The sequence below is a fragment of the Mycobacterium sp. NGS19 genome, assembly GCF_059813155.1.
Map to the genome: position 1 here is coordinate 1,021,193 of NZ_JCALEB010000001.1, position 20,990 is coordinate 1,042,182.

The following is a 20,990-nucleotide window of genomic DNA, read 5'->3' on the forward strand; positions in this document are numbered from 1 at the left end:
GCCGTGACCGAACGCGACGACTTCCTCCAAGAGCATCTCGGGCCGCCGCCGGATGACGAGCCCGCTCCCGCGCACGCCGCGCAAGACCCGCCCGACACCGCGGAGCAGCCGAGCACCCGCCCGGAGCCGGTCGTGCCCCGCTCCCCGGAGCCGGGTGTTCGTCCGTATGAGGGCGCGCCGCCGCCGCACCAGTGGCCGACGCCCCCGGAGCCCGGCGCTGCGGCGCAAGGCGCGCACTACCGCACCGGACCGGCAAGCTATCCCCCGCCGAGCCGGCAACCGCAGCAACCGGCCGCAGCCGGTGGCCCTACCTCCGCGGAAACCGGCCGGATGTTCAATCCGGGCCGGCCCGAACGCCCGTCGGGATGGCCGCCGGCACGTGAGCCCGCGGCGCCGGGTCAGCGGCCAGGCCCTGGCTGGCAGCAGCAGCCCGCGCCCCGCTGGCAGGAACCGCCGACCCCGCCGACCAACTGGTCCTACGTCGACAGCATTCGCACCAGCGAACTCGTGCCGACCCGTAAGCCGCCGCCCGGTCGGGGCTGGCGCCGGGCGGTGTACAAGGCGACGTTCGGGCTGGTGAACCTCGGCCGGTCGCCGGACGAGCTGCGCCAGGCCGAGCTGGAAGCCAAGATTCGCTCGGTGCTGCGTGGGCACTACAAGATCGGCGTGCTGGGCAAGGGCGGCGTCGGCAAGACCACGATCGCCGCCAGCGTCGGCTCGATCCTGGCCGAGCTGCGCCAGGATGACCGGGTGGTCGCCATCGACGCCGACACCGCATTCGGCAAGCTGGGCAGCCGCGTCGACCCGCACGCCGCGGGCTCGTACTGGGAACTCGCCGCCGACGACCACCTCGACACGTTCGCCGACGTCCGCAGCCGCGTCGGCAACAACTCCGCCGGATTGTTCGTGCTCGCCGGCGAGGCGTCCACCGCGCGGCGCCGCGTGCTCGACCCGGCCGTCTATCGAGAGGCCGCACAGCGGCTGGACCGGCACTTCACGATCTCGATCGTCGACTGCGGCTCGACGATGGACAGTCCCGTCACCCAGGAGGTGCTGCGCGACCTCGACGCGCTGATCGTGGTCTCGTCGCCGTGGGTGGACGGCGCCGCCGCAGCCGGGCAGACCATGGAGTGGCTGGCCAACCGCGGGTTGACCGGGCTGCTGCACCGCACCGTGGTGGTGCTCAACGACTCCGACGGCCACGCCGACAAGCGCACGCGCAACATCCTGGTGCAGCAGTTCGCCAGCCGGGGCCAAGTGGTGATCGAGGTGCCGTACGACTCCCATCTGCGGCCCGGCGGAGTCATCGACGTGTCGACGGAGATGTCGCCGAAGACCCGCCGCAAGATGGTCGAGATCGCCGCCGCGATCGCAGAACATTTCCCGGCGACGACGGACGCGCCGCGGGAGAGGCGATGACCGCTTCGAGGGGACCGCGGTGACGACGTACCAGTCGCCCGCGACCGCCGTGGCGCCGACGGCTGCTCCGCCGGCTGTTCCGCCGTCGTGCCGGGTGTCCATCCTGGCCGGCGACTCGCATCAGATCGACCTCGTGCTGCCGTCGGCGGCTCCGCTGTCCACCCTCATCGATCCCACCGTCGCCGCCATCAACAAGGTGCTGCGCGGCCGCGGCGCCCCCGAGTTGCCCAGTGCCACATACGAATTCGCACGGGTGGCTGGGATGGCGGCCCTGGCGTCGGACGTGTCGCTGGCTGGTCACAACATCGTCGACGGCGACGTCCTGGTGCTCACCCCCGCCGGCACCGCCGAACGCTTCGGCCCGGTGGTCGAGAACGTCTCCACCGCGCTGGCACAGTACGCCTCCGAGCATTTCGTGCGGGTCAGCGCCGAGACCGCGATGGCGGTGGCTGTCGCGATCATGGGCGGCGCGCTCGCCGTCGCCGGCACGCTGTTGTGGCGGCTGCGCTGGGCATCCGAAAGCTCCGTCCTGGTCCCTGCGCTGCTGGCCGGGGCGGCGCTCGTGCTGGTGGGAGTCGCGGTGCTGGGCATCCGGCTCGGCGCACTGCGAGTGGTCAACGACGGTGCGGCGTGGGCGGCGATCGCATTGGCCACGCTGGCCGCTGCCACGGTGCCACCGGGCGGAAACCCCGGCGCTCCACACGCGTTCCTGGGCGCGGTCACCGCAGTCGCCGCCACCTGGCTCCTCGCGCGGCTCACCGGGCGCTACTTCGCCGCGGTCGCCGCGGTGATCACCGGCGGAACAGGAGTGATCGCCGCCTCGGCCATCCGGATGTATTGGGCCGTCCCTGCACCGCGGCTGGCGGTCGGCATGCTGGTCGCGGTGCTCGTCGCGACGGCCGCGGCGCCGGCAGTCGCACTGTGGCTGGCCAAGGTGCCGCGCCAGACCTTCGGCTCGATCACCGGACGAGACATCTTCGCCCGCGCCGCCGGGCAGCCCGAAGACACCGTCTCGCCTGTCGAATCGGGCCCGCCCGCCGACGTCACTCTGACCGGTGAACAGGTGGCGGCTGCCGCCCGGCGGTCGAACACCGTGCTCACCGGCGTGCTGCTGGGGATCGCCGCGCTCACGGTGCCGTCGGCGCTCGTCGCGGTGACACCGGGCGCCGACCAGCAGTGGGCGCAGCTGGTGGTCGTCGGTACGGTCGGCATGATTCTCATCCTGCGCGCCAGGGCTTTTCGCGACCGCCGGCATGCCATCATCCTGGTGCTGGCCGCCACCGCCGCAATGATCGGTGCTGCCGCACGCTACGGATTTCATTCCGCCGCAAGCGATTCCACCGCCGCACTGGTTGCCGGAGGCGTGGCGATCGGCATTGCGCTCGCGGGTCTGCTGGCTGCCACCGTGGTGCCGCCGCGGGTGTTCTCACCGCCGGTGCGCAAGGTCGTCGAATACACCGAGTACGTGTTCTTGGCGCTCATCGTGCCGTTCGCCGCGTGGGCCGTCGGCCTGTTGCACTACATCCGCTACCACTGATGTGCGGCGCATCGGTTCGGGCAGCAGCAGCTGCCACTACCGCGGTCGCGCTGCTGGCCGCCAACCTGCTGATGCCGGCAGCGGCAGTGGCAATCGATCCGCCGATGATCGATCCCGGGGCGCTGCCTCCCGACGGTGTCCCGGGCCCCGACCAGGAGATGAAGCAGGACAACACCTGTGCGGCACCACTCACGGTCGCCGTCCCCGATGTCACCCAGCCCGCGCCCGGCAACGTCATGCTCGCGATTCCGCAAGCCTGGAAGTTCTCCACCGGCGCCGGCGTGACCGTCGGCCTCATCGACACCGGCGTGACACCCAACCCGCGACTGCCCGCACTGGCCGCGGGCGGTGACTACGTGATGGGGCTCGCGAACGGCGGTCTGACGGACTGTGATTCGCACGGCACCATCGTCGCGTCGATCATCGCCGCCCACCCGTCGGATCCCGCGGCCAAACCACCGCCGATGCCGGCCGGCGTGGCACCGCCGCCACCGCCAGCGCCGCCGCCGGCGTCACCGTTTCCCACCATTCCCCCACCGCCGCCACCCAAACCGTCGACGGTGACCGTCACTGCGCCGCCTCCTCCGCCACCGCCACCACCACCGGGCGAGGAGGCACCACCGCCCGACGCCCCCGCTGCAGGGCCGGGCGACGAGGGCGGCGACCAGCCGGTGCCCCCGCCACCGCCAGGCAGTCCGGACGGTGTCGTCGGCGTCGCTCCAGATGCGACGCTGATCTCCGTGCGCCAATCGTCGGCGGCGTTCGGTCCCGCCAAGCCGTCTGCCGGCGACGAAGGCGAGCGGCGCGAAAAGGCCGGCGACATCGCGACATTGGCGCGCGCGATCGTGCACCTGGCGAACTTGGGCGTGGACGTCATGAACATCTCGGTGACGGCATGCATCAACGCGGCCGCGCCGATCGACCAGGCCGCGCTCGGTGCGGCGGTGCGATATGCCGCGGTCGAGAAGGACGTGGTGATCGTCGCGGCAGCCGGCAATGTGGGAGAAGAAAACTCCTGCGGGCAGAACCCGGTGTTCGATCCGCTGCGTCCCGACGATCCGCGCGACTGGCACGAGGTGACGACGATCGTCACGCCCGCCTGGTTTTCCGACTACGTGCTGGCTGTCGGCGCGGTGGCGCCCGACGGTCAGCCGCTGCCCAAGAGCATCGCCGGGCCGTGGGTGGGGGTGGCGGCGCCAGGGCTGCAGATCATGGGGCTCTCGAGCGTGGACGGCGCACCCGTCAACGCGCTGCCCGCCCGTGAGCCGGGTAAGGCGAATCCGTTCTGGGGCACCAGTTTTGCGGCTGCCTACACCAGCGGGGTGGCCGCACTGGTACGCGCCAAGTATCCGCAACTCACAGCGCACCAGATCATTCGCCGCATCACCGCGACCGCGCACAACCCGCCCCGCGGCGTCGACAACACCGTCGGCTACGGCGTGATCGACCCCGTCGCGGCGCTCACCTTCGACGTCCCCCTCGGCGACCCGAAGCCGCCTGAACGGCTCACCACGTTCCTGCGGGTTCCGCCGCCCGCGCCGGCACCGGACCTGCGGCCGCGCCACACCGCGCTGATCGGTGCCGCGGTGGTCGTCGCAATCGTGGCCGCGGTGGCCGGGGCGGCCGCGCTGCGCAGGAGGAAGTCGTGAGAGAGCGGACCATCGGGGTGGCCCCCACCATCCCCGCGGTGATCGGCGCTGAGGTCGTCGTATTGGCCGGACTCGCGCTGTTCCCACCCACCCGCGGTCCGTGGTGGCCCGCAGCGGTGATCGCCGTCATCGCCATCGCGGCTCTGCTGGTGACGGTGCGTCGGCACAGTGCGGTGGGCTGGGTGGTCGCGCTGCTGCGCTTTTGGCGACGACGGCGGCGCGGCCCAGTGGCGGTGCCCGCGGCGGTGGACATCCCGCACGGCTCGCAGCTGTATGGGGTGCGGATCGACGGCGGCGAGGCGATCACCATGGTCGCGGTCTCCGGCCAGCCGTATTCGCCGACCATCCTCACCGGCTCGGCGACCGCGCTGACCCCCAACCTGCTGCCGCTGGATGCGCTCACCGCGCTGCTCGACCAGCCCGGCGGCATCCGGTTGGCAGCTATCGACATCGTGGCCAGCGGGGTGCGGGTGCGGCGCGGCATCGGCTACCCGCCGCTGTACAGCACGCTTCTGGCGGACCGCCCCGCTGCCGGACAGCGCACCACCTGGCTAGTGGTCCGATTGGACGTGGCACGGTCGAGCAATGGGCTGCGGTATCGGGCGTCGGTCGGAGCGGCCGCGGCGGCGGCTACCGAACGGATCGTCAACGCGCTGCTGCAGCGCGAGGTTCGCGCCAGCGCACTGACGGCCAAGGACCTCGATGCTGTGCTGACCGAACTCGGCGCTGGCTTGGTCACGCCCGCTCGGATGCCGGAAATTGTTCAGACCGAAGCGATTTCGGGCATGCGGCGTGCCACACCCACGGAGGCCTGGAAGACGATCCGGGAGCATCCGGGGTTCTCGAGTTCGTACTACTTCTCGGGCGAGGACATCACCACCAACGCGTTGAACCAGATGTGGGCGCTGCATTCCGACGCGGTGGTGCAAACCGTGTCATTGACCAAGAAGCGAAGCCGCACCGACGGGCGCGCCTGGGTGTCGGCGATGGTGCGGCTGTCCGACCCACAGCCGCCGGCGAATCCGCCCACGCTCTACCTCAATACGTTGCCGGGTGAGCAAGCACCGGCAGCGGTGCGGTGCGTGCCCGCCGCGCGCGGGTTCGACCGGCTACCCGCGCGGCCCTTGGAGAAAGAAGGCCTGGACATTCCGATCGGGTCGTCGGGCGTGTTGGTGGGCACCACGTTGCGCGGTGACTTGCTGCTGATGGCGCTGACGGATCCTGACCAATCCACCCGCATCACCATGCGGACGTCGACGGCATACACCCGTCAGTTGCTGGTGCGCGCTGCCGCAGTCGGCGAACGGGTCGCCATCTACACCGACAACCCCGCTCGCTGGGCCACGCTCGAGCAGCCGCTGATCGCCGTCGTCGACCGCAGCCATCCGCCCGAGTTCGTGCCGTCGATCATCGTCAGCGATCGCGCCGCCGGCCCGCCGCCCGCGGGGCTGGCGTCAACCGTGATCAGTTTGGACGATTCGGAAACCGATGCGGCCGCGGATATTTCGTTCATCCAGACGTCGCCGTCGATGGTACAGATCACCACCGCGGCGTTCAGCGCCGACGTGCACATCGCAACCTTCAAGGCCGAACAACCGTTCCTGGGCCAGCCCGTCGACGAGATGGCACTGCGAGGACCGCTATGACGTCGCCTAACGATCAGCGCCGCGCGTTCGACGCCGCGATCGAAAGTTACAAGGCAGGCAATACCGCTGCCGCGCTCACCGCATTCCGGTCGATCACCGCGGCGCAGCCCGCGATGTCGGATGCCTGGTTGGGCCGACTGGCATGCGGCGACCGCGATATCGCGGTGCTGCAGGGCGCGCACGAGAATTCCCGGTCGCTGTACCGCGAGACGCGCCGAATCGGGCTCGTCGACGGGGACCTGCACGCTCGGATCGACGCGCCGCTATACGTGACGATGCCGGTGTGGTCGCGCGCGACGATCGCGCTGGCATATGCGACCGCGCTGATCGCCGAGCGCGATTTCGCAACCGCGATGGAGGTGCTGCAGGATCCGGTGGTCACCGGTGACGCGATGGCGGCCCAGTGGTGTCAGTTCGTCACCGCGGCCGCATATCACCTCGCGAAGCGGTGGCCGGATGTCCTTGTCGCGACGGCCAAGTCGCCGCCGGCGCACGCCACGCACGTCATCGCCGATCTGACGGCCGCGGTCGACACCCTGGCCGCCTCCGCCGCCGCCAGCCTCGGTCAGTTCCAGACCGCGCTCGACCGCGCCGCCGCAGTATGCACTGGCAATCAGTACATCGCCGCCGACGCAGCCCTGACCAAGGGCTGGTGCCTGCGGGAGCTGGGGCAGGAAGACGACGCGCGAGTCAGCTTCGAGCAGGCGACCGCCAACGGTGTGCTCTTGGACGCGGCTCGGCAGGCGCTGGCGAATCCCGGCTACCGGCTGGTGGTCACTGATGCCGAAACCATTGCCACGCGTACCGATCCCTGGGATCCCGACACGGAGACCAGCCGCGAGGAACGTGCGGCTGCCGCGCTGGCCGACCAGAAGGAGAACGCGCTGGCCGCCGCACAGGCCAAGCTCGACGAGCTCATCGGGCTGGCCGGCCCCAAGGAGCAGATCACGGTGTGGCGCACCGAGATTCAGATCGACCAGATCCTGGCCGCCCGCGGTGAGGAGACGTCGACCACGCACGAAAATCACATGGTGCTGGAGGGTCCGCCCGGGACCGCGAAGACGTCGTTCGCGCGGATTGCGGCCGAGTTTTTGTTCGGCCTCGGCAAGATCGAGCGGCCCACCGTCGTCGAGGTCACCGAGGAGGACCTGGTCGTCGGGTACATCTCGCAGACCGCCGCGCGGATGAAGGAAGTATGCGAATCTGCTTTGGGCGGAGTGCTTTTCATCGACGAGGCCTACCGGCTCGCCCCGGAACACGAGGGCCACTCCTTCGGCAAGGACGCCATCAACACGCTGTTGAAGTACATGGAGGATTACCGGGACCGTCTGGTGGTGATCGTCGCCGGATATCCCAAGGAGATGCGCCGGTTCATGAAGGCCAATCCCGGCCTGGCATCACGCTTCCACTTGACGTTGAGCTTCGATAGCTACACCGCCGAGGAGATCGTTCAGATCGGGCAGCACATCGCCCGTAAGGAGAAGATCTCGATCGCCGACACCGCATGGCCATTGCTCGAGGCCGAGGCGACGCGGCTGCGTAACACCCCGATCGACCACGGCACGGCGCTGGACACGGCGGGCAACGGCCGCTTCGCGCGCAAGGTCGTGATCCACTGCAAACACGAACGCGCCCGTCGGCTGTCCACCACACCGCCGCACCTGCTGGCCCAGGCCTCCAACGACGATTTGATCGTCAACGACGACGACATGCGCCGCGCCATCGCGGCCGCGCTGGCGACACAGTAGGCCGCGCGACGTCGGCTATCCCCAACGCCGACTTCATCCACAGCCGTTGCGCGGCTCCACGCGCGGTTGCCCGTTGTGTCGCCCCCCGGTCCTACCGTCGGCGGCATGACGAACTGGATCAGCACCGTTAGCCGCGATCATGTCCAGCTAGGCGTGCGCGGGCGCTTCACGCAAGCCAATCACGGCAAGCCACACATGCTGCGGCGGATGGCCAAGGGCGACTTCCTTGTCTTCTATTCACCGAAGACGTTCCTCGACGGCGGCGAGCCGCTGCAAGCGTTCACCGCGATCGGCCAGATCATCGACGACGAGCCGTACCAACCCGCACCAGACGGGCCCTGGCGCAGGAACGTCGACTTCCTTCCCGCCCACGCGGCACCGATCCGCCCGCTGATCGACAAGCTGCACTTCATCGAGGACAAGAAGCGGTGGGGATACAAATTTCGCTTCGGCGTCTTCAAGATCGACGACCACGATCTCGAGGTCATCAGGACGGCCATGACGGGCTGAATCGGGCGTACCGTCGCGGACGTGAGCAACCTGGACGCCGCGCCCGTCGAAGCCACCTGCGCGGCGTCTGCGCAGGCCGGAGTCGAGGTGCTGCACGCTCGCGACGTTCCGCTGGGCGGCCCTCGGGCATTGCGGGTGCGCAGGACGCTGCCGCAGCGCCAACGTTCGCTCGTCGGGGCGTGGTGCTTCGCCGACCACTACGGCCCTCATGACGTGCGACATGCGCCCGGCATGGTGGTTCCACCTCATCCGCACACGGAATTGCAAACTGTCAGTTGGCTTTTCAGCGGCGAGATCGAGCACCGCGACAGCGGCGGAGTGCACGCTTTCGTCCGGCCGGGTGAGCTGAACTTGATGACCGCAGGGGCGGGGATCTGTCACTCGGAGGTGTCGACGGCAGCCACGACGGTTTTGCATGGCGTGCAACTGTGGGTCGCGCTGCCCGAGGCGCACCGACACACCGCTCGGGGCTTCGCCCACTATGTCCCCCAACCGGTTTCGTTCGACGGATTCACCGCGCGAGTGTTCGTCGGCTCCGTGCACGGCATCGCGTCGCCAGTTGAGGTATTCAGCCCGCTGCTCGGCGCGCAACTCGACCTGCGCCCGGGCGCCGCGGTCGATCTTGACGTCGACCCCGCGTTCGAGCACGGCGTGCTGCTGGACCAAGGCGACGTGGCGGTGGCCGGCGTGCCGCTAGGCACCGGTGACCTCGCGTGCCAAGGCGTCGGGCACACCATGCTGAGCATCCGGAACACCGGAGGCACACCCGCACGCGTGCTGCTTCTCGGTGGTACGCCGTTCACCGAAGAGCTGGTGATGTGGTGGAACTTCGTCGGCCGCAGCCACGAGGATGTCGTTTCTTACCGCCGATTATGGGAATCCGGGGACGAACGCTTCGGTGTGGTGGAGGGCTTCGCCGGCACGCCCGCTCGATTGCCGGCTCCTCCCCTGCCCACGACGCGACTTCGACCACGACCTGCGCCGGCCAGAAAGGACATCGATGACCACCGACAAGACGGGCGCTGAGACCACAGTGGCCCAAGAACCCGACCGGTTCACCATCAGCGTCGAGGGTCGGCCGGTCGGCTTCACCGAATTCAAGGACCGCGATCGTCAGCGGATCTTCATTCACACCGAAGTCGACGACGAGTTCGAAGGCCGTGGACTCGGCACGATCGTCGTCGGCGAAGCGTTACAGGCCACCAAAGACGCGGGCCTTCGCATCGTGCCGGTGTGCGAGCTCGTCGCCGCGTACGTCGACAAGCATGCTGAATACAGCGACGTCATTGACCCTGCGACACCCGACATCCAAGACTGGCTGCGTAACGCCGGCTGAGCTGACGAGCTACCGGCCCAGGCCCGGCAGCCGACACCCGGTGTAGCCGGCGACCACCATATTGCCCTGATAGCTGACCTTGATGAACAGGCCGGTCGGGCCGGTGAACCAGACGTCGTGGTTGTGCGGTTCGTCGTGCATCACCTGGACATCCGTCGCGCCGACCCTGGCGGCGGACCCCTTGGCGACCTTCAGAATGTCGGCCCAATTCTGTTCTGACACTTCGATGTTCGGTGCGATCCGGTTCGCCAGATAGCTGCTTCGTCCGTACGTCTGATCGTAGGGCGGACTGCAGTTGCCGGTGTCGGCGTTGGTGTCGGTTTGCCACACGGCCGTCGGTATCGCAGCGCTGGCGGCGTGGGTGATCTGGTCCATTGCGGCCTGCAGCTGTGCCGTGGTGTCTTCGAAGGACGGCAGCGCTCGAAGTTCGTCGAGCGCGCGGGCTGTCTGACTCGTCGGCGTCGGCTGGTCATGGCTTTCCATGTGACATCCTGTCGCTGCGAGCCCAGCCGCCACGACCGCCACCCACAGCAGTCGTCTTAGGTAATGCGCCCCGCTGGCGTGCATTCGGCTCGTCTTTCTCAGTTCTGTGGGATCACGTTGTTCGGCAGTCCGGCAATAACGGCGGCGATGTTGTACCCGGTGGTGCGAGGCAGGTTGTTTGTGCCCCAACGGGGATAGTCGCTGTGCCCGTGCGCGCCCTCGAGGTTCATGGTGCCGCCATGACCGTCGGACACAACGGTGGGGCCGGTCGCCATGTGGGTGAAGTTCGGGTTGGTTGCCGGGTTGGGTCCGAAGTCGCCGGTGCCGCTGCCCACCAGCACACCGCCCAATGCTGGGCTTCCCGCGACAAGGGCAGGCTCCCACGGTTTGGCGTCGTACACCCCTTGTATCTGGTCGTCGGGCGTCTCCATAGTGAAGACGTGTCCCGCCGGCAACTGCAACTGACTTGGGGTGGTCGCTTCGATGCCGGGCGAGCCGTAGAAGACAGCGTCGTCGACGCCGTGGCGGCCGGGTTCCTGTAACGCCAGCCCCGTGGTGAGGGACCCGTACGAGTGTCCGACCGCGGTCAAGTGCGCAGGGCCGCCGTCGTGCGCGGCTTGCAGGCCGTCGTAGAAGTTCGCGAGGTTCTGCGCTCCTGCCCTCGCGAGGTCGTCGTGGCTGACGTCCCAGCCGCCCTGGATGGAGGCGGCGATGTCGTTGCGGCCAGGGATTTGCGGCGTGTCGTATCCGATCCAGGCGATCGTCGACACGGTGTCGTTGGTGTGACCGGGCGTGTTGCGGAGCTGCCGAATGGCCTCTTGCCGCAGCTGCCGAGCCTCCTCGGTCATGGTTGTGAGGCTGCTTCGCACGGTGGTGTTCAGCCCCGGGGTGGTCACCGAAACGTTGTCGGCCTCGTCGGGATTTCCGATCGCGACCGCGGCGTGGACCTGAGGCGTGCGGGTGTCGAGCAAGAGCAGCTTGCGGTCGGGATCGAGCATGACGGCCTGATGCACAGCGGCCAGATCCGCCTGGTGGGCCTGGTCGTGAGCCAGCAGATCCGTCAAGTGCAGACGGTTGTAGTAGTCGCGGTCATCCGCCGGCATCCCGTCGGTGTTGCCGATCCACGGGTTCTGCGCAAACAGTCGATCCCGCTGTTCGCGGCTGAGCTGCTGCCACAGCTGGTTGAACTCGTCGGGGTCCGTCGGAAGCGGTCTGGCGAGGATGGCTTCCAGCTCAGCACTGGACTTAGGGGGCTGCGGTATCGGCTCCTCGCCGGTGGCCATCCTGATCGCCTCGGCCAGCTCGTCGTCCACGGCGGCCGCGTGCGCCAGAATCGTGTCCAGCCGGTCCTGCAACTTCGCCATCTCGGCAACAGCGACCAGCATCGGGTCCGTCAGTCCGGGCCCGGGGATCACACGGTTCGTCGCCCGGTCTATTCGGAAGTGGGCCCGTGCCGCATCCCCTTCCAGCGCCGCGAGATCGGCCTTGACGCGTGCCATGTCATCGGCGGCGATATCGGCCGCACGCGCCACTGCCAGCGCTTCGTTGCCGCTAGCGTCGAGGTCCTTGCGCAACCGTTCGTTGGCATCCGCAGCCGCCCTCGCGGCGTCGCCGCCCCACTCACGAAACGCCGGCAACGTCGCAATCCCGTTCGACGCGTCGAAGTCAGCCTCCGCTTGACTACGTGCGGCGTGGAACACCTCGCGCACATCGCCGGGCTGCCACCGGTCGATATCGGCAACCGATACCGTCATCGTCGGCCCTGGTGCCCACTCACGCCTCGCGACCGACGGACGCAACGCTTTGCGTGTTGGTGTCCTCGGTCGCGCGGTAGGCGGCGGCGGAAAGGCCCAAGCTCTTCCCGTGGTCGGTCAAGGCAGCGACATGGCGTTCGGTGTCGGCCCGCCATTTAGCCACCGCAGCGGACAATGCCGACGCAGCACGGTCAGGCACACCCGGCTGAGCCGCCTCGAACCGTGCGGCTGCGGCGGTGCGCCGCGCGTGCAGTTCTTCGGTGTGGGCATCGACCTTGGCGGCCGACGCATCGAGGTCTTCTGGGACGACGCGAACGCTTTCCGCCACAGAACCCTCCTCACCTGGAACACGACATCCCGCCTGGGGCACATGCCTTCGTGCTGAAGAAATACCGTACCTGAGCCCCTGGCCAGGGGATCGCTGCAAACCCTCCGCACAGCGCCATGCCGGTGCTGCTCGATGCGCGGCCATCCATACCGCGACGCATTCGTTAGACAGGTTTAGTATCGGCGAGACGGACATCTTTCGATCGGGGCAATGCAAGCCGAGGGGCCGGTCGAAGACCACAACGAAGTAGGCGCCGAACGCGGCATGTAGCGCCGTGCACTGCAGTTGAGTTGAGCGACTTGGAGGGCGGGCAATGACTCTTGGGGGATCGGTTCAGGCGCAGCGGTCTTTTCATTTGATGAACACGCACGTGGTCGCGCGTCTGCTGGGTGTGCTGGCTCTGGTGGCCTTTTCGGTGCTGCTGAGCGCGCCGGCCGCGATTCCTTCCGCATCAGCGGCGCCATGCCCGGATGTCGAAGTCGTCTTCGCGCGGGGAACGTTCGAGCCGCCGGGTGTCGGGGTGACGGGTCAGGCGTTCGTCGATGCGCTGCGCTCACGGCTCGGCGACAGATCCCTTGACGTGTATGCGGTGAACTATCCGGCCTCGCTGGATTTCGCGACTGCGGCCGACGGTGTGATAGACGCCAGCAACAAGGTCCGCGACACGGCGACAAGCTGCCCGAACACCCAGATGGTGCTGGGTGGCTACTCTCAAGGCGCGGCGGTGGCCGGTTACATCACGGCGGATGCGGTGCCTACGGGCTACGACTTGCCCGACGGGATCAAGGGGCCCATGGCTCCAGCGGTGGCTGACCATGTCGCGACGGTGGCGTTGTTCGGGAAGCCGTCCAACGGTTTCTTGAACACCATCGATCGCGATGCGCCGCCGATTACCATCGGCCGCCTTTACACGGCCAAGACCATCGAGCTGTGTGTTCCCGAGGATCCGGTGTGCGCACCGCAGGGCAGCGATAACGGCGCGCACGGACTCTATCCGTTCAACGGGATGGCGGACCAAGCGGCGGAGTTCACCGTCCGCCACCTACGCTCAACCGGATCTAACGAAGCACCGCCAACGCCGGAGAATCACGGGTAGACGATTTCGTGGCGCCGTCCACGCGACGTCGGACTGCCTTAGATTCGGGGCGTGAGCGCTGCTGACCCGACCGCACCGTTGTGGCGGGCCGCCCAAGTCTTTCGGTTGCTCAGTTGCCTGTACGCGCTGGGCTTTCAGATCGCGATCAACTCGGATCTGAAACACCCGGCGGTCGGCTGGCTGTTGTTCGCGGTGTTGGCGACTTGGAGCCTGGCGTGCGGTGTCGCTTACCTGCGTGGCTTCGGCCGTCGCACCAGCTGGGTCGTCGCCGAGATCCTCGTCGTGGTGCTGCTGATGCTGTCGACGCACTTCGTCGCAACTGAGCAGTGGGTCGCCGAGAATCAGTCCTGGCCCACCACGTTGTGGGCGACCAACGCGACCATCTCCGCGGCGATTCTGCGCGGTCCGGCGATCGGCATGCTGACCGCCGTGGTGGTGATGGCCGCCTACGCACTTTTGAAGGGCTACTTCAGCCTCAATCTGGGCCACAACGCGACCATCGTCATCGAGGTGGCGGTCGGACTGGCCGTCGGCATGGCCGCGCGTACTGCAGAGCGCGCCCATACGCAGTTGCAGCGTGCGGCGCGAATGTCGGCAGCCGTCGAGGAACGTGAGCGGCTGTCGCGACAGGTACACGACGGTGTCATCCAAGTGCTCGCGATGGTATCCAAACGTGGTCGTGAAATCGGCGGTGCCGCAACAGAATTAGCACAGCTGGCCAGCGAGCAGGAGCGCGCGCTGCGCCGCCTGATCAGCGCTACCTCCGCCGGGCCGGCCGCATCGGCCGACGGGCCGACGGACGTCAGCGGGCTGCTGCGGCGCCACGAATCCGACGCGGTGTCGCTGAGCCTGCCCGCCACCCCGGTGTTGCTGGACGCCACGGTCGCCGACGAGCTCGACGCCGCGGTCACCAACGTGCTCGCCAACGTCACGGCCCACGCCGGCCCCGGCGCTCACGCGTACGTGCTGCTCGAGGACCTCGGCGACCGCGTCGCCGTCAGCATCCGCGACGACGGCGTGGGTATTGCAGCGGGACGGCTCGAACAAGCGGCACGGCAGGGCCACGTCGGAGTCACCAAATCGATTGTCGGACGGCTCGATTCGCTGGGCGGTCGGGCCGAATTGACCACCGCCCCGGGTTGCGGCACGGAGTGGGAGCTGACCGTGCCGAAGAAGGCGGCACACCGTGACTGAGCGCGAGCCGACCACTGTGATGGTGGTCGACGACCATCCGATCTGGCGTGACGCTCTTGCCCGCGACCTCGCCGAGAGCGGATTCACCGTGGTCGCCACCGCCGACGGCGTCGCCGCCGCGGCCAAACGCGCTGCCCTGGTGAAACCCCATGTCGTGGTGATGGATATGCGCCTTGCCGACGGTGACGGCGCACAAGCGACCGCGGCGGTGCTGGCGGTGTCGCCGGTGTCGCGGATCCTGGTGCTGTCGGCCTCCGAAGAGCACGACGACGTCCTGCAGGCGGTCAAGGCCGGCGCCCAGGGCTATTTGGTCAAGAGCGCTTCGCGGGAGCAACTTGTCGCCGCCGTCCGCGACACCGCCGATGGCCGGGCCGTATTCACCGCTGGTCTGGCGGGGCTGGTGCTGGGCGAATACCGGCGCATCGAGCAGAGCCCGGATACCGGGGCGGACAAGCCGCGTCTGACTGAGCGCGAGACCGAGATCTTGCGCCACATCGCCAAGGGTTTGACCGCCAAACAGATTGCCGCCCGGCTGTCGCTGAGTCACCGCACCGTGGAAAGCCACGTGCAGGCCACCTTCCGCAAGCTTCAGGTCACGAACCGGGTCGAGGCCGCCCGGTACGCCATCGAGCATGGCATTGATAGCTGAAACGCCCACTGTTGCAACCTGATTCATCGTGCAGCGTTGCCGCTCAGCGCGCGAGCGCTCACGAGGGCTGCGAGCATCGCCGTCACGCAGACCAGCCCGTCGCCTTTGAGGCCCCACTTGATCGCCGCCAACGTCGCCACCCCGGCCACGCACAACAGCACACCCACCGCCGCACCGCGGCGTACCGACATGCTTACGACAGGGCCGTCCCAGCCGGGAAGCGGATCGTTCTCAAGCGGCCGCAACAGCACAAACAGCAGCGCCACCGCGACAACCACAATGAGTAGCTGCACGGCACTGACAGCCAGGAAGCCGTGCTGGCCCGGATAGCGCGGGTAACCCATGTAGTCGAAGAGCAAGTGGACACCCAGTAATGCGGGCATGTGCCACAGGTAGAGCGTCATCGCTCCGGAGTTGCCGACCGCTGTCCACCACCACACCCGCGGTCGCGCCACCCACCGGGCGATAGCCGGGGCAGCGGCGATCGCCAACGCACACAGGATGATGGCGTGACCCGCCAGCAGCAGTGACGGCGGGCTGGTGTTGGACAGCCGATGATCTCCGGTGCCGACCATGCTGATCTCATAGGGTCCCCATCGCACCAAGGCGACGTCGACGACGAGCAAGGCTGCCGCCACGAGGACCGCGGCACCGCCGCTGAGCAGCCGACGGCGGTAGCCGACACCGAACATCGCAGGGATCAGCCAGACCGCCAGGTTCAGGTAGCCCAGTGGCGCCGCGGCGGTCCAGTGCAGTCGAACCACGTCGATCATTGCGATGGCGCCGTAGACCCCGGCGACGCCCGTCGCGAGGTGGGCTGTAGTGGTGATACGCGACAACAGCGGGATTGCCGCGAGCACAAGCACATACGCCCCGAGAAACCACAGCAGCTGAATGCTGACACCGGCGATCGGCTCGTATACGTGTCGAGGCAGCAGTCGATGAAGCACAGTCAGGGTGACCGCCCAGAATCCGAGGTAATAGAAGACCGGCCGAAAAAGTCTGGTGCAACGCTTCATCAGCCAGTGGCCCCAATTGGTGCCGGGCGACCAGGACGACACACAGGCCGCGGCACCGGCGAAGAAGAACAGCGGCATCACTTGGAAGATCCAGGTCAACGCTTGAAATGCCGCCGAGGTGGTTAGCAGGTTGTCCCAGATCAGCACATCGCCACGGATGGTGCTGATCGCCATCACGGTGTGACCGACGACCACGGTGATCAGCGCGCTGATCCGGAGGAGATCGAGAACGCGATCGCGGTCGGCCGGGGTGCGCGCGGACAGGTCTACAGCGCTCGGGAAATCGAGAGCAAGTGCCATAGAGTAAAATGCCTTTCCTTGCAACGAAGTTGGGGGCTGTCGGAGGTCCGTCCTTTCAGGCGGTGGTGAACGGATTGTGTTCGGCCAGCAGCCTTTCCATGCGCGCCTCGTCGAGCCGCACCCGGATAGTGGCTGCCTCGTGCTGATCGCGGACCACCTTGGCGAGCGTGAAGGCACTCGACACGACGAAAAGGAAGGTGATCCCGAGAAACAGCCGTTGCCACGGATCGAGTGGAAGGAAGAAAATGCCGCCGAGCGCAGTGAGCAGACTCACCCCGAAAGCGACGGCGGCCTGGACGAAGAAGGCGGAGGTGCTCTTGGACATGGTGTTGGGAACTGTCATGCAGACAGCCTGCGACGGCGCACCGTTTGTTCGGATCCGTAGAACTACGGAATTCGCGTCGCGCCGATGAGTTGGCGCACACCGGCCGGTCTACACCGGGTGACGGCAGTCGAGGACCGGGTGCCGCGGATCAGAGGAGCAACAGATGCACACCACGATCTTCGTGAATCTGCCGATCACCGACGTCGAACGTTCGCGAAAGTTCTTCAGCGAGTTGGGATACACGTTCAACGAAAGGTTCTGTGACAGCAGGGCTCTTGCACTGGTGCTCGGCGACAACCAGTTCGCCATGCTGACACAGATCGACTTGTTCGACAGCTTGCACCCAGTCGAGACCACCGACGCGTCCAAGGCCAAGGAGTGCGTTGTCTGCCTGAGCGTCGACAGTCGTGACGCGGTGGACGCGCTAGTGGACCGTGCCATCACGGCCGGCGGCACGGCCGGCGATACCGAGGACCACGGCTTCATGTACGGCCGCAGCTATGACGACCTCGACGGGCACTCCTGGCAGATCTTCTGGATGGACCCAGCCGCCTGAGCGTCGCTAAGAGAAGGACGGCGCGCAGTAACGGTCGCGGCTCCGTCACAGCAGAATGGTGTACCGCGCGCGATAGATCCGAATCAGGCAAGCATCTCGTGAAAACATAAGTAGTCCACTACTTACGCCATTTCTGCACCTGCGGCCTAGCCTCGCTGAATAGTGATCGATTGACCTGTTGACCAATGGTCTATTCGCCGGTCAAGCGACGGCTTGGAGGATGAGCGACATGAGCGACAAGCATGTTTACGAAGCGCCTGGCGACCCGGACCAAAGGAATTGCGGCGATTGCCGCGCCTCCGATGCACTCCGAGCGTCTTTCCCAGTCGCGGATGACTCGCCGATCTCGCACGTGCCACCGTTAGTAGAACTGACCATCAATGGCATTGCCTACGATCCGACTGACATTGTCAGGTTCGACGGGCAGCCCCTACATTTCGTCGCCAACGGACAGTCGCTTACCGCGTTCACCGAGCCGCTGCTCATTAAGGCCGCTATCGCCGACAAGGACTTCAGTCAAATCGTGCATCCTATGGACCTCACGGTCGGCTCCGACGGCAAGCCCTTCTATCAGGTCGGCGGTTCCACGGGCGGCTCGCGAACTGCCACTCCGCCCTGGCAGGTCAATTACGGCAGCCTCAAGATGTTCTCCGACGTCAATTGGGGCGGGGACTGGTTTTGGCTCGATGAAGGTTGGGCGTGGAAGGATCTAACTCGGGTATGGCGGAACAAATTCCTGTTCTTTCATGGCAATTGGAACGATGTCATCAGCTCGGTCACCTGTACCGCTGGACCCGTAACCTACTTCGAGCACATCCATTTCCAAGGAAGCACGTTGACGGTGCCGGGCCATCAACCACAGAACGCGCTGCCGAATCTGCACTCGTTGGGCTGGGGCGATCGGATCTCCTCGGTCGCGCACTGGTCGACTTAGCGCCGACCGCCCCAAATTCAATCGGCGTCGGTCCTCAGCTTGTGCCGCTCCGTCAGGGCAAACACACCTAACACAACGAGGAGATTCATGGCCGGCATCAAACCCACAGATTTATCACCTGAGGTTCAGGCGATACTGGATCACCCGGCACCTGAAGGCGCTTGCTTCACGGAACAGCCTGTCTGTCAAGCCGATTCGCGAGTCACCGCACAACTGACCAATACTCCGCCCGACGACCGCGACTTGGTTCGCCCATGGCGGATTGTCAACGCACACGCGGGCGACCTAATTATGTCGCCAGGAGGACCGTCGGGCATGATCGGCGGACTGCTATCGAAACTCGATCCGGCGCAGCACTACAGCCATATGGCGATCATGACCGCCGACGAGATCGAGCTCCGCCAGGCGACCTCCAGCTCCGACCGTATAGAACAGTTCTACGACGGCTCGATCCTCGGGATCGAGGACGCGCCGACCAACGGAATCGAAGAAGGCGCCTTGCGTCACCAATGGCCCGGCACGATCTCGCAATCGGTTGAACTAGCATTCCTGTCCTGGCGCGACCACCCCTACGAACTCGAGGACGACAATAAGACCCGCAAGCAAGACGCGAACGGGGTGGCGATTCCAGCAGCGGGATTCGGCTTCAAAGACGAGCAGACGGGATCCTCTTACCTGATCGATGCCTTGAGCTTCAGTCCCGCCCCGATCGACACCGAAAACGGCCCTCAACTCATCTGGCCCTTGGTGGTCACGTCATGCAGCGGACAGACAACCACCGGCGTCATACAGGCTCGGCGACGAATCGCCCGCGCAGCCAGCCAGATCCGAGGACACTACCGACTCTTCGGATATACCCGCGCCGCGATCTGCAACGATCCTGCGTTTGCAGGCCCACCGACATTCGAGACCACCGTACCCAAGGTCGGATGTACCGGCATTGGAGAACCGCAGCCAATCGGCCAGACCATTCCGGTCGTGTGCTCGACCTTCATCTGGGCGGCCGTACAACTCGCCAATGAAACCGGGCTGGCGGCAGTCCCGCCACAACCGAGAATTATCCTCGATGGCCGGCCGGGACTTCCCCATAAACCGAGCGCCGAATGCGACAAATCGGCGTGGTTGCAACGCAAGACGCTCGTCGACAAGATCGACGCCGTTACGCCCGATGGGTTGTACTTCTACGGCGAAGGCGAGCGGCTGGCTGCCGCAACCTGGCTGCATGACGACTACATGGTCCCCAAGATTCTCGCCACTGTCGACGATAGTCTGCCGAACGTCTGGAGAGACCTGGGAGTTGTTGGTGGCCTTGGTGTTTCAGCGCTGTTGTCGATGATGGCAGCGCTACCAATCACGGTGGTCGCCACAGTGCTCGGGGTAACCCCGGCGGTGATGGCCGATCTGATCGTCCTCACATCCGACATGCCGGACGACGTTGCCAACCAACTGTGCAACGCATTTGCCAGTGACGACTGCACTGAGGACGCCAAGGACAGCGACGCCTGGAAGGTCCCAGACCGTGGATGGACCGTCAGTCCGGACAACATCATCAACTCCTGGGCACCGCCGAGTAGCGAGAACGTCGAAGTCATCCATGGGTTGTACGGATGGAACGACCGCGTCAGGATGCGCCCGCCCGAATACGTCTCCAACCCTCCACCCAAGAGCACCTGGCAGATCTCGCAAGGTCACGGCATCGTCTATGGGCGGGTCGTCGTCCGCGACGGCGCAGGCGCCGTGGTGGGCGTGCCGGGCGCGCAGGTACGGATCGGATGCACCCGAATCGTCGCCGGCCCGAACGGATCTATCCCGGAAGTGCCGGTCCCGTCGGGGCGGTACTGGTGCGTCGCCAAGTACACCGACACCGTTCTCGGCCTGGTGATGGAATCCGCCGGCGAGCCGGTTGAAATCCCCGACGGCGGCAGCCTCCCCGACCTCACGATCGAACTCATTGCGCCTTCCGATGGGCGGCGCGAAGTGCTACTGCAGGGACACATGGACTTGGTCAATCGTTATGCCGTCGGCAAGGACTGGTGGGGCCATCCGAGATTCGCCAACGGCCCAACTTATCTCGGCTTGGACTACTGGCCCGACACCCCGCAGTTCAAGGCTCAACGCGACGCGTCGCTCAAGCAGGTCGTCAACGTGTCACGTCCGGTCGACGACTGGGGCCAGGCCGTGCTCGAATGCGTCTTCGAGATTCAGGCCGACCGGTCCATCAAGGTCACGTGGTGGGCCGCCCTGAAGGAGGACAACGATGACCCCTGGCAGAAGTTCGGCACCGTAATTGCAGCACCCCGTCAGCGTTGGGACGACCCACCGCCCGCACCGATCGTCATCGACCTCGTAAGGTCCGAAATGGCATGGCCTGTGCGGGCCCACATCGAATTCACGGTCACGAACGATCGCGCTCCGTGACCTACTCACTGACGCAAGCATCTTGAACACGCTTGCTACCTGCGACCACGTGATCGCCCCGATCGTGCACCTACATGCCCGGTCACATC

19 protein-coding genes are annotated in these 20,990 nt (G+C 66.6%); 14 read left to right on the top strand and 5 right to left on the bottom strand.

Annotated features, from left to right (window positions below; translation table 11 throughout):
- Positions 1-3 precede the first annotated feature (3 nt).
- The 8 genes from AC5Y4N_RS05270 (at position 4) to AC5Y4N_RS05305 (ending at position 9,845) form a co-directional block, all read left to right on the top strand.
- Positions 4-1,419 carry a MinD/ParA family ATP-binding protein gene (locus AC5Y4N_RS05270; RefSeq protein WP_499912505.1) on the top strand — a complete coding sequence of 472 codons (1,416 nt, stop codon included), beginning with the start codon at positions 4-6 and terminating at the stop codon, positions 1,417-1,419.
- A gap of 19 nt (positions 1,420-1,438) precedes the next feature.
- Positions 1,439-2,956, top strand: a complete 1,518-nt coding sequence (gene eccD, locus AC5Y4N_RS05275) for a type VII secretion integral membrane protein EccD (RefSeq protein WP_499912507.1) — start codon at positions 1,439-1,441, stop codon at positions 2,954-2,956.
- Entirely contained in the window at positions 2,956-4,605 is a 1,650-nt protein-coding gene (locus AC5Y4N_RS05280) for a S8 family serine peptidase (RefSeq protein ID WP_499912509.1), read from the top strand. Before eccD ends, AC5Y4N_RS05280 begins: the two co-directional genes overlap by 1 nt.
- Positions 4,602-6,251, top strand: a complete 1,650-nt coding sequence (gene eccE, locus AC5Y4N_RS05285; protein WP_499912512.1) for a type VII secretion protein EccE — start codon at positions 4,602-4,604, stop codon at positions 6,249-6,251. The genes AC5Y4N_RS05280 and eccE overlap by 4 nt, the downstream gene beginning before the upstream one ends.
- On the top strand, positions 6,248-7,999 hold the full coding sequence (gene eccA / locus AC5Y4N_RS05290; RefSeq protein ID WP_499912513.1) for a type VII secretion AAA-ATPase EccA: 1,752 nt from the start codon (positions 6,248-6,250) through the stop codon (positions 7,997-7,999). The genes eccE and eccA overlap by 4 nt, the downstream gene beginning before the upstream one ends.
- A gap of 105 nt (positions 8,000-8,104) precedes the next feature.
- Positions 8,105-8,509: an EVE domain-containing protein gene (locus tag AC5Y4N_RS05295; RefSeq protein ID WP_499912516.1), complete on the top strand. Its 405-nt coding sequence runs from the start codon at positions 8,105-8,107 to the stop codon at positions 8,507-8,509.
- Between the two features lie 21 nt (positions 8,510-8,530).
- Positions 8,531-9,535 carry a pirin family protein gene (locus AC5Y4N_RS05300; RefSeq protein ID WP_499912518.1) on the top strand — a complete coding sequence of 335 codons (1,005 nt, stop codon included), beginning with the start codon at positions 8,531-8,533 and terminating at the stop codon, positions 9,533-9,535.
- The gene (locus AC5Y4N_RS05305; protein ID WP_499912521.1) at positions 9,510-9,845 is read left to right on the top strand and encodes a GNAT family N-acetyltransferase; all 336 of its coding nucleotides are present in this window, start codon (positions 9,510-9,512) and stop codon (positions 9,843-9,845) included. Before AC5Y4N_RS05300 ends, AC5Y4N_RS05305 begins: the two co-directional genes overlap by 26 nt.
- Before the next feature lie 9 nt (positions 9,846-9,854).
- Here AC5Y4N_RS05305 and AC5Y4N_RS05310 read toward each other — a convergent pair whose 3' ends face one another.
- From AC5Y4N_RS05310 to AC5Y4N_RS05320, 3 genes are all read right to left on the bottom strand, one after another.
- Positions 9,855-10,328: an LppA family lipoprotein gene (locus AC5Y4N_RS05310; protein ID WP_499912523.1), complete on the bottom strand. Its 474-nt coding sequence runs from the start codon at positions 10,326-10,328 to the stop codon at positions 9,855-9,857.
- Between the two features lie 98 nt (positions 10,329-10,426).
- Positions 10,427-12,082 carry an alpha/beta hydrolase gene (locus AC5Y4N_RS05315; RefSeq protein ID WP_499912526.1) on the bottom strand — a complete coding sequence of 552 codons (1,656 nt, stop codon included), beginning with the start codon at positions 12,080-12,082 and terminating at the stop codon, positions 10,427-10,429.
- Between the two features lie 19 nt (positions 12,083-12,101).
- A complete protein-coding gene (locus AC5Y4N_RS05320; RefSeq protein ID WP_499912528.1) occupies positions 12,102-12,410 on the bottom strand; it encodes a WXG100 family type VII secretion target in 309 nt (102 codons plus the stop codon).
- 358 nt (positions 12,411-12,768) lie between these two features.
- On the opposite strand from AC5Y4N_RS05320, the gene AC5Y4N_RS05325 reads away from it, so the two are divergent.
- Genes AC5Y4N_RS05325 through AC5Y4N_RS05335 form a run of 3 tightly spaced genes read left to right on the top strand, consistent with a single transcriptional unit; the run spans position 12,769 to position 15,349 of the window.
- On the top strand, positions 12,769-13,506 hold the full coding sequence (locus AC5Y4N_RS05325) for a cutinase family protein (RefSeq protein ID WP_499912530.1): 738 nt from the start codon (positions 12,769-12,771) through the stop codon (positions 13,504-13,506).
- A 51-nt stretch (positions 13,507-13,557) separates the two neighbouring features.
- Positions 13,558-14,700: a MacS family sensor histidine kinase gene (gene macS, locus AC5Y4N_RS05330; protein WP_499912532.1), complete on the top strand. Its 1,143-nt coding sequence runs from the start codon at positions 13,558-13,560 to the stop codon at positions 14,698-14,700.
- Positions 14,701-14,719: 19 nt separating this feature from the next.
- Positions 14,720-15,349, top strand: a complete 630-nt coding sequence (locus AC5Y4N_RS05335; RefSeq protein ID WP_499912542.1) for a response regulator — start codon at positions 14,720-14,722, stop codon at positions 15,347-15,349.
- A gap of 23 nt (positions 15,350-15,372) precedes the next feature.
- On the opposite strand, the gene AC5Y4N_RS05340 is transcribed toward AC5Y4N_RS05335, so the two are convergent.
- Both AC5Y4N_RS05340 and AC5Y4N_RS05345 read right to left on the bottom strand, forming a co-directional pair.
- Complete coding sequence (locus AC5Y4N_RS05340; protein ID WP_499912534.1) at positions 15,373-16,668, bottom strand: acyltransferase family protein; 1,296 nt, start codon at positions 16,666-16,668, stop codon at positions 15,373-15,375.
- 55 nt (positions 16,669-16,723) lie between these two features.
- Positions 16,724-17,011: a YiaA/YiaB family inner membrane protein gene (locus tag AC5Y4N_RS05345; RefSeq protein WP_499912535.1), complete on the bottom strand. Its 288-nt coding sequence runs from the start codon at positions 17,009-17,011 to the stop codon at positions 16,724-16,726.
- Between the two features lie 145 nt (positions 17,012-17,156).
- Here AC5Y4N_RS05345 and AC5Y4N_RS05350 point away from each other — a divergent pair, with 145 nt between their 5' ends.
- The 3 genes from AC5Y4N_RS05350 (at position 17,157) to AC5Y4N_RS05360 (ending at position 20,901) form a co-directional block, all read left to right on the top strand.
- A complete protein-coding gene (locus AC5Y4N_RS05350; RefSeq protein WP_499912537.1) occupies positions 17,157-17,549 on the top strand; it encodes a VOC family protein in 393 nt (130 codons plus the stop codon).
- Positions 17,550-17,778: 229 nt separating this feature from the next.
- A complete protein-coding gene (locus tag AC5Y4N_RS05355; protein WP_499912539.1) occupies positions 17,779-18,483 on the top strand; it encodes a hypothetical protein in 705 nt (234 codons plus the stop codon).
- Positions 18,484-18,570: 87 nt separating this feature from the next.
- On the top strand, positions 18,571-20,901 hold the full coding sequence (locus AC5Y4N_RS05360) for a hypothetical protein (protein WP_499912540.1): 2,331 nt from the start codon (positions 18,571-18,573) through the stop codon (positions 20,899-20,901).
- Positions 20,902-20,990 lie beyond the last annotated feature (89 nt).